Source organism: Streptomyces sp. SM18, from assembly GCF_002910775.2.
In the GTDB taxonomy this organism is placed as follows: Bacteria; Actinomycetota; Actinomycetes; order Streptomycetales; family Streptomycetaceae; genus Streptomyces; species Streptomyces halstedii.
Map to the genome: position 1 here is coordinate 410,666 of NZ_CP029342.1, position 13,913 is coordinate 424,578.

7 protein-coding genes are annotated in these 13,913 nt (G+C 74.8%); 6 read left to right on the top strand and 1 reads right to left on the bottom strand.

Annotation, left to right across the window (positions count from 1 at the left end; translation table 11 throughout):
- Positions 1-4 precede the first annotated feature (4 nt).
- Complete coding sequence (locus tag B9S64_RS01770; protein WP_258037836.1) at positions 5-7,378, bottom strand: type I polyketide synthase; 7,374 nt, start codon at positions 7,376-7,378, stop codon at positions 5-7.
- 152 nt (positions 7,379-7,530) lie between these two features.
- Here B9S64_RS01770 and B9S64_RS01775 point away from each other — a divergent pair, with 152 nt between their 5' ends.
- The 6 genes from B9S64_RS01775 to B9S64_RS01800 are packed head-to-tail and all read left to right on the top strand — an operon-like array spanning position 7,531 to position 13,567.
- Positions 7,531-8,553, top strand: coding sequence for a 3-oxoacyl-ACP synthase III family protein (locus tag B9S64_RS01775; RefSeq protein ID WP_103491107.1), 1,023 nt, complete (start codon positions 7,531-7,533; stop codon positions 8,551-8,553).
- Positions 8,547-9,503 (top strand): alpha/beta fold hydrolase, encoded by a 957-nt coding sequence (locus B9S64_RS01780; RefSeq protein WP_103491108.1) that lies wholly within the window; start codon positions 8,547-8,549, stop codon positions 9,501-9,503. The genes B9S64_RS01775 and B9S64_RS01780 overlap by 7 nt, the downstream gene beginning before the upstream one ends.
- Entirely contained in the window at positions 9,500-11,077 is a 1,578-nt protein-coding gene (locus B9S64_RS01785) for an AMP-binding protein (RefSeq protein WP_103491109.1), read from the top strand. The genes B9S64_RS01780 and B9S64_RS01785 overlap by 4 nt, the downstream gene beginning before the upstream one ends.
- Positions 11,074-12,120, top strand: coding sequence for an NAD-dependent epimerase/dehydratase family protein (locus B9S64_RS01790; protein ID WP_103491110.1), 1,047 nt, complete (start codon positions 11,074-11,076; stop codon positions 12,118-12,120). Before B9S64_RS01785 ends, B9S64_RS01790 begins: the two co-directional genes overlap by 4 nt.
- Entirely contained in the window at positions 12,084-12,344 is a 261-nt protein-coding gene (locus B9S64_RS01795) for an acyl carrier protein (protein ID WP_103491111.1), read from the top strand. Before B9S64_RS01790 ends, B9S64_RS01795 begins: the two co-directional genes overlap by 37 nt.
- A complete protein-coding gene (locus tag B9S64_RS01800) occupies positions 12,341-13,567 on the top strand; it encodes a beta-ketoacyl synthase (protein WP_103491112.1) in 1,227 nt (408 codons plus the stop codon). The genes B9S64_RS01795 and B9S64_RS01800 overlap by 4 nt, the downstream gene beginning before the upstream one ends.
- The last annotated feature ends 346 nt before the right edge of the window (positions 13,568-13,913 follow it).

Sequence of the window (13,913 nt, forward strand, 5' to 3'; positions counted from 1 at the left end):
CCGCCTACACCTCGCGCCCCGGAAGGCCGAGACGCTCGTGGACCAGCCGGGCGAAGTGGCTCAGCGTGCGTCCGGCGGCCAGGTCCGCCGGTGCGAGGCGGACGGCGAAGAGATCACGCGCGCTGACGAGGAACTGCATGCCGAGCAGGGAGTCGAGGCCGAAGTCGGTGACCGGGCGGGTGGGGTCCATGTCGGCCTGATCGGTCTGCAGGACTCCGGCGAGGAGCTGCGCGAGCGCCTCGGTGATCTTCGCCACCGCCTCGTCCGGCGGAAGGCCCGCCAGCGTCCCCAGCAGCTCGTCGCGGCCGTCGGGGGACGCGAGGGAGGAGGACGGTACCAGGTGGGCGAACCGCGGGGCGGCCAGGGCGGGCAGCAGATGGCGCGCGGTTCCCCAGCGGTAGCGCCCCGCTCCGGCGACGTCGGTACCGGCCGCGAGGAGGCGGCCCGCGGTCGTCAGGGCCTCGGTGGGGGTGAGGAGTTCGAGGCCGCGTTCGGTCATGGCCGTCTCCATGCCGGTACGGGCGACGTAGCCGGTTTCGCTGATGGGCCCCCAGGCCGCCGCCGTACCCGGCTCGCCGGCGCCGCGCCGGGCCCGGGTCAGTGCCTCCAGGTAGGCGTTGCCCGCCGCGTAGGCGGACTGGCCGGGGTTGCCGAGGGTGGCGGAGACGGAGGAGTAGGTGAGGAAGAGGTCCAGGCGGCGGTCCGTGGTGAGCCGGTCCAGCAGCGCCGCGCCCGCCGCCTTGGGTGCCAGCACGGCGGCGAACCGGTCGTCGGTGAGCTCCGACTGCGGTGCGTCGTCCATGTGCGCCGCCGCGTGCACGATGCCGCGCAGCCGGTGTCCTGTGGCGTCCACGGTCTCGATGACCCCGCGCAGTGCGCTCTCGTCGGTGACGTCGGCGGCGTAGGCCGTGGCCCGTACGCCGCGCGCGGCGAGTCGCCCGAGCAGGGCGGGTGCCCCGGGGGCCCCGGGGCCACGGCGTGAGAGCAGGGCCAGGTGCCGGGCCCCGTGGTCGGCCAGCCAGTGGGCGGTGGCGGCCCCGAGTCCGCTCAGCCCCCCGGTGACCAGGTACGTGCCGTCCCCGTCGAGGGTGAGGGTGCCGGGGGCGGGTTCGGCCAGGACGGGTTCGTCCAGCGGGTCGAAGGTGATGACGACCTTGCCGGTGTGCCGGGAGTGCTGCAGGAGGTGGAAGGCCTCCTCGACCCGGGCGGCGGGGTAGGTCGTGTGGGGCAGCGGACGGTAGGAGCCCCGGCTGATCTGCTCGTCGAAGACCGAGACCAGACGGGAGCGGAGGGCCGGGGACTCCATGACGGCGTCGAGGTTGAAGGCGGTGAAGGTGAGGCTGCGGTGGAAGGGGCGCAGCGTCACGGGGTTGTTGAGGTAGATGTCCTTCTTGCCCAGCTCGACGAACCGCCCGTTGGGGCGCAGGAGGTCGAGGTTGTGGGCGATGGCCTCGCCGCTGAGGGAGTTCACCACGACGTCCACGCCCTGACCGCCGGTCAGTTCCCATACGCGGGGGACGAAGTCCAGGCTGCGGGAGTCGAGGACGTGTGCGGCGCCGAGCGTGCGGAGCAGGTCCCGCTTGGTCTCGGTACCGGCGGTGGCGATGACACGGGCGCCCTGGTTGCGGGCGCACTGCAGGACGGCCAGGCCCACGGCTCCGGCCCCGCCGTGCACGAGCACGGTCTCCCCCGGTCCGAGGCAGGCCTGGTTGACCAGGGTGTGGTGCACGGTCAGGAAGGCGACGGGGAAGGTCGCCGCTTCCGCGTAGCTCATCCCCTCGGGGATGCGGACGACGGCCGCGGCGGCGGTCGTCGCGTGGCTGGCGAGGGCCGCGGGCACGAGGCCGCAGACCCGGTCGCCCGGCTTCAGGCCCCGCACGCCGGGTCCCACGGCGCGTACGAGGCCGGCGCCGTCCGTTCCCAGGCCCCGGCCGAGGGGGCTGTTCTCCACCGCCTCGGGTGGCAGCAGGCCGTTGGCCCTCATGGGGTCGCGGTAGTTCAGGGCCACGGCCCGCATCTCCAGGGCCACCTCGCCCGGTCCGGGCTCGGGGGCCGTGGTCTGACGCCAGAGCAGCCGTCGGCGCAGGCTCGGGTCGCGGGCTTCCAGGATGTACGGCGTGCGGGCGGGGACGGCGGGTGGCTCGTCCCGCGCGTGCTGGACGTGCCGGGGCACGAAGCGGCCGTGCGCGGTGAGGACGATCTCGTCCTCCTGGCCACTCTCGTCGCCGGCGGCGAGGAGTTCGGCCGCGAGACGGTGCGCGTCGGTGGCCACCGCCCCGGTGCGTTGCCAGGACAGGCGTCGTACGCGCAGGTCCGGGCGCTCGTTGGCGAGGGTGCGGCAGGCCGCCCAGACGGCCGCGTCGTCCGGGTGCGTGGGCTGCTCCGGGGCCGGGAACAGGCCGGTCGGGCGGGTGACGAGCCACAGCCGGGGGCTGGTGCGGCCGCGGAGGCCGTCGCAGGCCGTGGCCAGGGCGCGCAGCAGGGCCGCGCGACGGGTGGTCAGGGCGACGACGTCCTGCCCGGGGCGGGGTTCGGCGAGCAGCAGGACCACGTGCGGTTCACGGTCGGTGGCGAGCGCCCCGGCCCAGGCGTCGGCCTCCTCGGACGCGGCGACGACGGCGGCCTCGCCGAGCAGCGCCGCCAGGGCCTCGGCGGTCCGTGTCTCGGCGTCGTCCTCGACGGCGACGATCCAGGAGGCGCCGGGAACCGGTGCCGGTACGCCGGTCCCGGCCTCCGGTTCGCGGGTGGCCGCGGCGAGGAGGACGGACCGGTCCCGGGGCCCGGTCCGCACCGGATCGGGGAAGCCGCACCGGCGCAGCAGCGGTACCCACCGCTCGCGGGCGAGGACGCGGGAGACGGGGCGCAGGGCGTGGTCGCCGCGCTCCCAGAAGTCCTCCGCCGTGCCGGACAGCAGGGCGTGGAGCCGGGTGTGGTGCGGTTCGGTGGCCAGCAGGTGTCCGCCGGGAGCCAGCACGGTGCGCAGCCGCCGCAGAGTCGCGGCCAGGTCGTGGGTGGCGTGCAGGGCGTCGCCGGCCAGGACGAGGTCGAAACCGGCTCGGGGCAGGCCCTGGCCGGTCAGGTCGGTGTTCAGGTCCAGGGTTCGGTAGTCGACGAAGTCGTGCCCGCCGAAGCGGTGTTCGGCGCGGGTGAGACCGGCACCGGTGGCGGCCGTGCAGGTGTAGCGGGTCAGGCCGGCCGGCAGCACGGGCAGGACGGCGGCCGTCAGGGCGCCGGTGGTCGCACCGACTTCCAGGACGCGCAGCGGGCGGTCGGCGGGCCACCGGGCGACCATCTCGCCGAGGACGGCCTGTACGGCACGGTGGGTGAAGCGGTGGGCCGGTCCGGTCTCGCGGAGCTGGTCGTACGCGCTGTCCCCCGGCGGGAGGAGTTCGTCCGCGTCCACGCGGCCCCGCACCACGTCGGCCAGGTGGCGCAGGTTCCGGTTGAGGAGCAGTGTCTCGGAGCCGTACGCGGGGTGGTCCTCCACCAGGCCGCGCAGGAGTGTCTCGGGGCGGGGCTCGGCGTCGGTGAGCTGCCAGGTCTCTCCGAGCGGCCGGGCGAGGCCGTGCTCGACGAGCAGGGGCATCATCAGCCGCACCAGCCTGCGGTGCTGGGGCCGGAGGCCTCCGGCCACCAGGTCCCGCATCGTGAAGGGGGCCGCCGGGTCGGTGAGCAGGCCGTGCAGGGCCGCGGCCCAGCAGTGGGCCCCGGTGCGTTCGGCGGCGGCGAGGAACCGGTGGTGGCCGCAGTCGTCCAGGGCGGCGCGTGCGGCGGCGATGCGGGACTCGGCGGCGCCCACCACCTCGGCGGGAGCGGGGAGCGGGGAGGGCGGGGCGGGTTCGCCCGGGTGCGGGGCGGCCCGCAGCACGGTGCGCTGGACGGCCAGGGGGATGTGCTCCGTCATGCCGCCGCGGCGGGTACGGCAGCCGTCGATCTCCACGGTGACCGTGCCGTCCGGGTCGGCGTAGGTGATGTCCCAGCAGATCTCGTTGGCGCTGCGGTGACGGCGGCGCAGATGCGCGATCCCGGTGGACGCGGGGGTACGCCACACCCGCACGGATCCGAAGACCGTCGGCAGGAAGCCGGCGGATTCCGCCGTGCGTTCGGACAGGGCCACGGTGGCCTGGAGCGGTGCGTCGAGAAGGACCGGGTGGACGGTGTAGGCGTCGGCCGGGTGGTCCAGCCGGTAGGAGAGCAGCACCTCGCCCTCGCCGGTGTCCAGGTGCTCGATGAGCTGGAAGGCGGGGCCGCAGTTCAGTCCGACGCGGTGGCACGTGCGGTAGAAGTCCGCACCGCCGAGGCCGTCGTGACAGCGCGCCCGGAGCGCGTCGACGTCGAGGGGAGGCGGTGCGGTGCCGAGCAGGGTGCGGACCTGGGCCCGTACGGCGGGCCGGCACTCGCCGCCGTGTTCCTCGCGGACGCTGATGGTCAGGGCGCCGTCGTCGGGGGTGACGGAGGTCTGCAGGGCGATCGGGGTCGGGTCCGGCCAGGGCAGAGCCAGTGGCCGGCCGATCTCCAGGTGCCGTACCTCGACCGGGCGTTCCATGGCGCGGAGGCCGGCGCTCAGGGCCATCTCCACATAGGCGGCGGCCGGCAGGAGTACGTCGTCCCCGATCTTGTGGTCGCCCAGCCAGGGCACCAGCTGAGGCTCGACGGTGCCGTGCCAGACGGGGTGCGGGGCGGGCATCCGCTCCCCCACCAGCGGGTGGTCGAGTTCGCCGGAGCCGCTGCTGCGGGCGATCCGGTCCCGGGCGGTGCCGTACCAGTACCGTTCGTGCTGCCACGGGTAGGCGGGCAGTGCGGCCACCCGGCCGGGGCGGGGGAAGTGGCGCCGCCAGTCGGTGGTCGTGTCGGCGGCGAGCAGGGCGGCGACCGTGCTCGCGGTCTCGCGGACCCCGTCGCCGTCCCGGTGCAGGGTCGGGACGTAGAAGAGGTCCGTGTGGCGCAGGTAGGGGCGCAGTACCGGGTGCGGGCCGATCTCGACCACACGGCCGGCGCCCTCGGACGCCAGGTGGGTGACGGCCTCGGCGAAGCGGACCGGTTCGCGGACGTTACGCCACCAGTGGCGCGCGTCCAGTTCGGGACCGCTCAGTGGTGTGCCGGTGACGGTGGAGACGAACGGGATGCGGGAGGTGCCGGGGGTCAGCCCTTCCAGGGCGGCGCGCAGCGGCCCCTCGATGGGGTCCATGGCGCGGCTGTGGAAGGCGTAGTCGAGGTCCAGTTCGCGGAAGAAGACACCCCGCCCGGCCAGCTCCCTCCCCCATGAGGCCAGTTCACCGGCGGAGCCGGCCACGGTCACGGCGCGTTCGCTGTTGATTCCGGCGATCTCCAACGCGCCTTCGTAGCGGCGGAGTTCCTCGCGGGTCTGGTGCTCGGACAGGCCGACCGCGGCCATCCGGCCGCGGCCCGCCGTGGTGGCCTGGGTGCGGCTGCGTTCCGCGATGACCAGCGCCGCCTGAGGCAGTGTCAGGGCCCCGGCGGCGTAGGCGGCGGCGACCTCACCGACGCTGTGCCCGGCCACCGCGCGCGGCCGCAGCCCGTGCGAGGCCAGCAGCGCGGTCAGGCCCACCTGCACGACGAACAGGGCGGGCTGGGCGGTCTCGGTGCGCTGCCAGGCGGGCGGGGAGGGATACGCGAGTTCCTTGGCCACCGACCAGCCCAGGTGCGGGGCGAGGGCGGCGTCGGCCTCCTCGACGGCCGTGCGGAACACCTCCTCGTGCTCCAGCAGGTCCGCGGCCATGCCCGGCCACTGCGAGGCGTTGCCGGAGAACACGAAGACGGTGCCGCTCCGCGCGTCCCCGCGCACGATCGCCCCGGAGGCGGGCTCGCCGGCCACCAGCAGGTCCAGCTGCCGGGCGGCGTCCTCCGGGCCGTCGGCCATGACCGCGGCGCGGTGCGGGTGGGCGCTGCGCCGCACCGTGCTGGTGTGGGCCAGGTCGTAGAACTCCTCGGGCCGCGTGGCCCGCAGGCGCTCCGCCGTCCCGGTGGCCAGTTGTTTCAGTGCCTGGGGAGAGCGGGCGGAGACGACCAGCGGAAGGGGGCGTCGGCCGGGGGCCCACCCGGTGTCGGGCCTCGGGGCCGCGGGGGGCGGGGTCAGGACCACGTGGGCGTTCGCTCCGCCGAAGCCGAAGGCGTTCACGCCCACGGCCGCCGACGGTCCCTTCGGCAGCGGGACGGGCTCGACCGTCGGGGACAGCCCGAGGCCGTCGAAGTCGATCGCGGGGTTGAGCGGGAGGGCGTGCAGTGAGGCGGGCGCGATCCGGTGGCGCAGGACCAGGATCGCCTTGAGCAGGCCCGCCATCCCGGAGGCGGGCTCCAGGTGGCCCAGATTGGTCTTCACCGAACCGACCGGCAAGGGGCCGCCGGCGCGGTGCCTGGCCAGCGCCCGGCCGATGGCCTCGGCCTCCGCGGGGTCCCCGACCTGGGTGCCGGTGCCGTGGGCCTCGAAGTACACCAGGTCGTCCGGGCCGATCCCGGCTTCCGCGTAGACGGCGCGCAGCAGCGCCTCCTGGGCCTCGGCGCTGGGCACGATCATGCCGGTGCTGCGGCCGTCGGTGTTGTTGCCGGTGGCGGCGAGCACGGCGTGGACGCGGTCCCCGTCGGCCAGTGCGTCCTCCAGCCGCTTGAGGACGAGGACCCCGCCGCCTTCCGCGCGGACGAAGCCGTCGGCGTCCGCGGAGAAGGCCGCACAGCGTCCGCGCCGCGACAGCATGCCCGCGTAGGAGAATCCGGCGAAGGAGTGGGGGCTGCTCAGCACGTTGACGCCGCCGACCAGGGCGACCCGGCTGGAACCCTCGCGCAGGGTGCGGCAGGCGCGGTCCAGCGCGACCAGCGCGGAGGAGCAGGCGGTGTCGATGGCCATGCTGGGCCCGCGCAGGTCGAAGGCGTACGACATCCGGTTGGCGGTGATGGACAGCGTGGCGCCGGGCATGGTGTGGGGACTCGTGTGGTCCTCCATCAGGGTCAGCGTCGTGCCGTAGGCGGGGTCGGAGACCCCGACGAAGACGCAGGTGTCCGATCCCGCCAGCGACTCGGCGGGGATGGCCGCGTCGTCGAGCGCCTCCGCGGCCATCTCCAGCAGGAGCCGCTGCTGCGGGTCGATGTGCCGCGCCTCCGCGGGCGAGATCCCGAAGTAGGCGGCGTCGAAGGCGGCGACGTCCGTGAGGAACCCTCCGGCGGCGGTGTAACTGCGGCCGGGGCGTACGGTCCCCGGGTCGACCATCCGGTCCCTGGGCAGCCGTTCGGCGGGCATCTCGCCGACCATGTCCCGCCCGTCACGCAGCACGGACCACAGTCCGTCCAGGCCGGTGATCCCTCCGGGAAGCCGGCACCCGACACCCACCACCGCTACGGACCGACCACACTGCCGCTCTGCCACGTTCCCCGCCTTTTCCCACCGATTGCAGACTTCGTGCGGATTGAAAGGCATCGCCGGAGCGAAAGCCAGCACCGGCCACTCGTTCGGGTGAAGGTCCCTCTGGGAGCGGATCTTCGGTCCGGGAGGCCACGTGGCGCCGTTACGGTTACGCGGTGCCCGAACCCGCCCGTGCCCGCATCGCGGCCGTCGCCGCCCACTTGCCGACTCGTTACCGGACCATGGACGAGATCCGCGAGAAGATCGCCAAGAGCGGGGAGTACGCACCGCCGCCCGGTCTGCTCGAAGATCTCACCGGAGTGCGCGGAGTCCATGTGCGAGGTGACGGGGAGGACGCCTCCGACCTCGCCGCGGCGGCCGCCCGCCAGGCACTCGACGAGGCGGGCCTGCGGATCGGTGACATCGATCTGCTGCTGTTCGCCGCCACCGCCGCGGACCTGATCGAACCCGCCACCTCCCATCTGGTGGCCGCCAAGATGGGCGCCACCTGCCCGGTGTTCGACGTCAAGAACGCCTGCAACAGCGTCCTCAACGCCATGGAGACGGCCGCCTCGTTCATCGAGACCGGCCGCTACCGCACCGTCCTCATCGTCTGCGGAGAGACGGGCTCCCTGGTGACCCGCTGGAACGTGCCCGACCGGCAGGCACTGCTCAGGGCCCTGCCCGGCTACACCGCGTCCGACGCCGGCGCCGCGATGGTGCTCACCGCCGGGCCCGCGGGCGAGGACGGCCCCGGCATCACCGCGATGCGTTTCGTCAGCAACTCCGCCGCCTGGGAAGCCTGCACCGTGTCCGGCGGAGGAACCATGCACCAGCGCTCCGTCCACGACGACCACACCACGCTGCGTCTGAACGGGGACCTGCGCCAGGGGTTGCTCGACATCCTTCCCGACGCCCTCGCCGTCGCCGGGGACGAGCTGGCCGCGGCACGCGCCGGCGCCTTCGTCGCCTTCCACCAGATCGCCATGCCGCAGTACCGGCAGATGCTCGACCTGTTCTCCCTGCCCGAGAGCGTGTGCCTGCCCGCGGTGGCCGAGCACGGCAACTGCGCGGCGGCCTCGCTCCCTCTGCAACTGGTCAAGGCGCGGGAGGCCGACCGCGTCGAGGCGGGGGACACCGTGGCGATGCTCGGCGTGGCCAGCGGCCTGAGCTTCGGGCTGGCCCTCGTCCGATGGTGACCACACGGGCCGGGCGTGCCCCGGCGCTCACCGCGACGGAACGCGCGACCGCGCTGGAACGGCTGATGCCGGGCTACCCGGCGCCCCGGCACTGGCGGCGTGTGCCGGCCACCGGACAGCACTACGTCGATCTCGGCTCCGGGGAGCCGGTGCTGTTCCTGCACGGCAATCCGTCCTGGAGCTACGCGTGGCGCAAGCTGCTCGACCGGCTCTCCCCGCACGCCCGTTGCCTGGCACCGGACCTGCCCGGCTTCGGGCTGTCCAGGCATCTGAGGCCGGCCGCCGGGGTCGCGGACCCGTACCAGGTCCAGCTGGAACACCTGGACCTTCTCCACCGGCACCTGGTGCGGGACGAGGGGCTGCCCGAGCGTGGCTGGACGCTCGTCCTGCACGACTGGGGCGGGCCGCTGGGCGTCGCCTGGGCCCTGCGGAACCCCGGGGTCGTGGCCCGTCTGGTCGTCTGCAACACCGTGGCCTTCCCGTGGCCCGGCGGCTTCCGGCTGCCGTTCTACCTGCGCTGGATCCGCGACCACCCACGGGTGGCCGGTGTCGTGCACCTCACGAACGGCTTCGCGCGCACCGCCGTGCGCGCCGGAGTGCACCGGCCGCTGCCTGTGGCCGAGCGCCGCGCCTATCTCCGGCCCGTCGCCCGGCGCGCCGAGCGGCGGGCCGTCACCGACGCCGTCCGCGCCATCCCGCGTGACGTCACCGATCCCGTGTGGCGGCTGCTCGAACCTCCGGGCGCCGACGCCGGTCCGACCGCGCTGCCCCTGCTGATCGGCTGGGGCATGCGCGATCCGGTGTTCACCCCGGACGTGCTGGAGGAGTGGGTCCGCCGCTGTCCCCACGCGGACGTCCACCGGTTCCCGGAGGCCGGGCACTTCGTGATGGAGGACGCCGCGGCCGAACTCGGTGACCACGTCCGCGACTTCCTGCGAGGAACCCGATGACCACGACCGCACCGGGCGTCATCGCCCGCCTGGCCGGCCGGCCTGACGCCCCCGCGCTCATCCACTGCCGTAGGGGGACTTCCCGCACGGTCGGCCGCGGCCACCTGGTGCGGAGCTGCCAGAGCGCCGCGCGGGCCCTGCACCGGGCCGGTGTCCGGCCCGGCCACAAGGCCGTCGTGATGACCCGGGACGCGTACGACCTCACCGTCGTCGCCTATGCCCTGTGCTCCCTCGGCGCCGTGCCCGTCCTGATCGAGCCGCGCGCCGAGGTGCGCCGCTGCCTGCGGGACGTCGCGCCGGACGTCTTCATCGGTGAACCGCTGGCCCAGCTCGGACGCCAGGTCCTGGGGTGGGGCCGCCCCCATGTCCAGGTTTCGCTGGTCACCGGCCGGCCGCCGCTCGCCCTGGGCCGGCGTCTGGTGACCCGGGCGCCCGGCGGCGGTGCCCCGGCCCCGCTGCCGCGGGAGCCCGACGGTGACGAACTGGCCGTCATCGCGTTCACGTCAGGTTCCACCGGCCGCCCCAAGGGCGCGGAGTACCGCTACGCCACCCTGGCGGGACAACTCGACGCGCTCACCGCCCTGCTGGACCCCCGGCCCGACGACGTACTCCTGGCGGGGTTCCTTCCGGTGGCGATGCTCGGCCCGCTCCTGGGCCTGACCACCCTCGCCCCGGCCGTGAACCACCTGGCCCCGGCACGCACCCCGCCGAAGGCGCTCGTCGAGCCGGTCCTGGAGCACCGCGTCACCCAGATCCTCGCCTCGCCCGCCGTGCTCACCCTGATCGCCGGTCACTGCGCCCGGTACGGCATCGCCCTGCCCTCGGTCCGGCGGATCCTCTCCTTCGGCGCCCCGCTCCGTCTCCACCTCGCCGAAGCACTGCGCAAGGCCGTGCCGGACTCCACCGAGATCCTCAGCGTCTACGGCGCCACCGAATGCCTGCCCGTTTCCGCCATCGACGACCACGGCCTGCGGGCCACACGCGTCCGGCCGCCCGCCGGGCAGACCGGTACGTGCCTGGGCCGGCCGCTGCCCGGTGTCCACCCCCGGATCCTGGACGCGGGCCCCACCGGAATCGGTGAGATCGCCGTCACCGGACCCACCGTCAGCCCCGCCTACCACGGACGGCCGGACGCGGACGCCGCCACGAAGAGCGCCACCGCCCGTGGCGTACTGCACCGCACCGGAGACCTCGGCCGGCTCGACGACCAGGGACGGCTGTGGTTCCTCGGCCGCAAGGCCCATCTGGTCACCGCTACCGGCTCCGCCCTGACCACCGAGGACGTCGAGACCACCGCCGACACCGCTCCCGGCGTCCGCCGCACCGCTCTGGTCGGCGTCGGCCCGGCCGGGTGCCAGCGGCCCGTCCTGTGCGTGGAGCCCCTGCCCGCCACCTCCCCCACCGCGGCCCTGGCGGCCGTACGCGCCGCTCTGGAAGGCCATCCGGACGGGCACCGCGTCGACGCCCTGCTCCCGCATCCCGGCTTTCCCACCGACCCCCGGCACAACTCCAAGATCGACCGTCCCCGGCTGGCGGCCTGGGCCGCCGAGCGCCTGCGCGGGAGGACGCGATGAAGGTACTGGTCACCGGGGGGAGCGGGTTCCTCGGTCGGGAGATCTGCCGTCGGCTGACGGCGCGCGGCGTCGCCACCTCCTCCCTCGGCCGCCGCCCCAGCACCGCTCTGGAGCGGCTGGGCGTCCGGCAGCACCTGGGCGATCTCGCGGACGCGCACGCGGTCTCGCGCGCGGTCGCCGGATGCGACGCCGTCATCCACAACGCCGCCCTGGCCGGGGTCAGTGGCCCGTCGCGGCTCTACTGGGCCACCAACGTCCTCGGCACCCGCAACGTCGTCGAACAGTGCCGTGTCCACCAGGTGCGCGCGCTCGTCCACACCTCGACCGCCAGCGTCGTCTTCCGGCCCGGCGGCCTGGAGGGCGTCACCGAGGATCTGCCGTACCCCTCCCGCCACCTGGCCGCCTACCCCCGGACCAAGGCCGCCGCCGAGGCACTGGTCCTCAGGGCCCACAGCCCGGAACTGGCCACCGTCTCGCTGCGCCCGCACGTCATCTGGGGCCCCGGCGACCCCCACTTCGCCCCCGCCCTGGCGCGCGCCGTACGGGGCGGGCGTCTGCTGATGCCCGGCGACGGCGGCAACCTCGTCGACACCACCCATCTCCGCACCGCCGCCCACGCCCACCTCCTCGCCCTGGACCGCCTGCGGCAGTCACCCGGGATCGGCGGCCGCGCCTACTTCATCAGCCAGGGCGACCCGCGCCCCCTACGGGAGATCGCCCACCACTTCCTGCGGGCCGCGGGTACCGACGCCCGGTGGTGCGCCGTCCCGCCACGCCTGGCGACGGCCGCGGCCGCCGTCAGCGAGGCCGGTCTGCGCGTGGTCCGCAGTCCGCGCCCCCTGGCCCTGAGCCGCTTCCTGGTGGCGGAACTGCTGCACCCGCACTACTTCGACCTGACCGCGGCGCGCCGCGAGCTGTCCTTCGAACCGCCGATCGGATTCGAGGCCGGCCTCGCGGAACTCGCCCGGACCGCCCCGCCCGCCTTCGACGACAGCGAGAACATGCCGTGCCCGACACCTACGCCACCCTCCGTTCCGTCCTGACCAGTTCCTTCCGCGTCCCGGATGACGTCATCCACCCGGATGCCACGCTGGAGCAACTGGGCCTGGAATCCCTGGCCCTGACCGAGCTGGTGCTCATCCTGCACGAACGCTTCGCGGTCAAGATCAGCGGCGAGTACGCCGCTCCCGTCCGGACCGTCGCCGAAGTCGCCGAGCACCTCGACGCGCTGCGCGCGGCCGGCCCGAGGACGGTGGCACCCTCATGACGACGCCCGTGGCCGTCACCGGTCTGGGGATGGTCACCCCGGCCGGGGAGGACGCCGACACCACCTGGAGCGCCGTCTGCCAGGGCATGGGCACCGCGGCGCCCGACCCGGCGCTCACCGGCCTGCCCGTGGACTTCTCCTGCCGGGTGTCCCTCTCGTCCGACGCCCTGGACCGGCGCGTCGGGCGTGCCGCCTGGCGTATGTCGCGGGACGCGAAGCTCGCGGTGCTCGCCGCCCGTGAGGCCGTGCACGACGCCGGCCTCGATCCCCGTACGTGGAACGGCGCCCGGGTCGCGGTCGTCATCGGCTGCGGACTCGGAGCGGGCGCGGTACGCGAGGAACAGACCAGGCGCCTGGAGGAGTTGGGCGCCGACATGGTCTCGGCGCTGACCATCCCCCAGATCATCCCGAACATGGCGGTCGGGGAGGTCTCCATCGACCTCAGGGCCCACGGCCCGAGCCTCGCCCCGTCCACCGCCTGTGCCTCCGGCGCCACCGCCGTCGCGGTGGCCCGCGACCTCCTGGTCTCCGGCCAGTGCGATGTCGCGGTGGCCGGAGGGACGGAGGCGACGGTCAGCCGTCTGGTGACCACCGGCTTCTGGCGTCTGGGCGCCCTGTCCCGGCGGGCCGGCGCGGCCCACGAGGCGTCCCGGCCGTTCGCCGTCGACCGTGACGGTTTCGTCATGGGGGAGGGCGCGGGCGTCCTCGTCCTGGAACGCGTGGAGGACGCCGCCGCTCGCGGCGCCCGCTCCCGCGCCCGGCTGGTGGGCTGCGGCAGCACCTCGGACGCCCACCACCCCACCGCTCCGGACCCCGGGGCCGACGGCGCGGAGTCGGCCCTGCGTACGGCGCTGGCACAGGCGGGGCTGGCCCCGCACGAGGTCGACCACGTCAACGCCCACGGCACCTCCACCCCGCTCAACGACGCCAGGGAGGCGGCGCTGATCGCCCGCGTGCTGCCGCACCGCCCCAGCGTCACCGCGCCCAAGGGCGTGCTCGGCCACGGCCTGGGCGCGGCGGGAGCCGTCGAGGCGGCGCTGACCGTGCTCGCCGTCGAGCACCGCACCGTACCCCCGATCGCCAACCTGCCCGCTCCGGCGCCCGAGTTCGACATCGACTGCGTCACCAAGCGCCCGCGCCGGCAGGACATCCGGGTGGCCGTCAGCAACTCCTTCGGCTTCGGCGGCCACAACGTCGTCCTCGCCCTGGTCGGAGCTTCCTGAGTACGTGGGCGAGGGGCGCGCCGGGTACCGGCGCGCCGCGGGTCTGCCCGGGGATCCGGCCGCCCTCCGACGAGGAGGGTGTCACCTCCTGCCGCTCGGGCGCCGAGGACGTGGTCGCCTTCCGGACGACGGGCCCCGGACCACCGTCCCCGCCACCGGGGCTTCCTCAACCACGCCGCCAAGCGGATAGGTTGGGAGGGGACGGGGGCGGAGTCGCGCCGTCTCGTTCGCGTGACGGCCGACAGGGACTCCGGGGAAGGTGATCACGTCGTGCGCGGTCCAGGAGGAACGGCCGGACGGGTGTGCCGCACGCTGGCGCTCGCCGCGTCGGCCGTGCTGGTGGCCG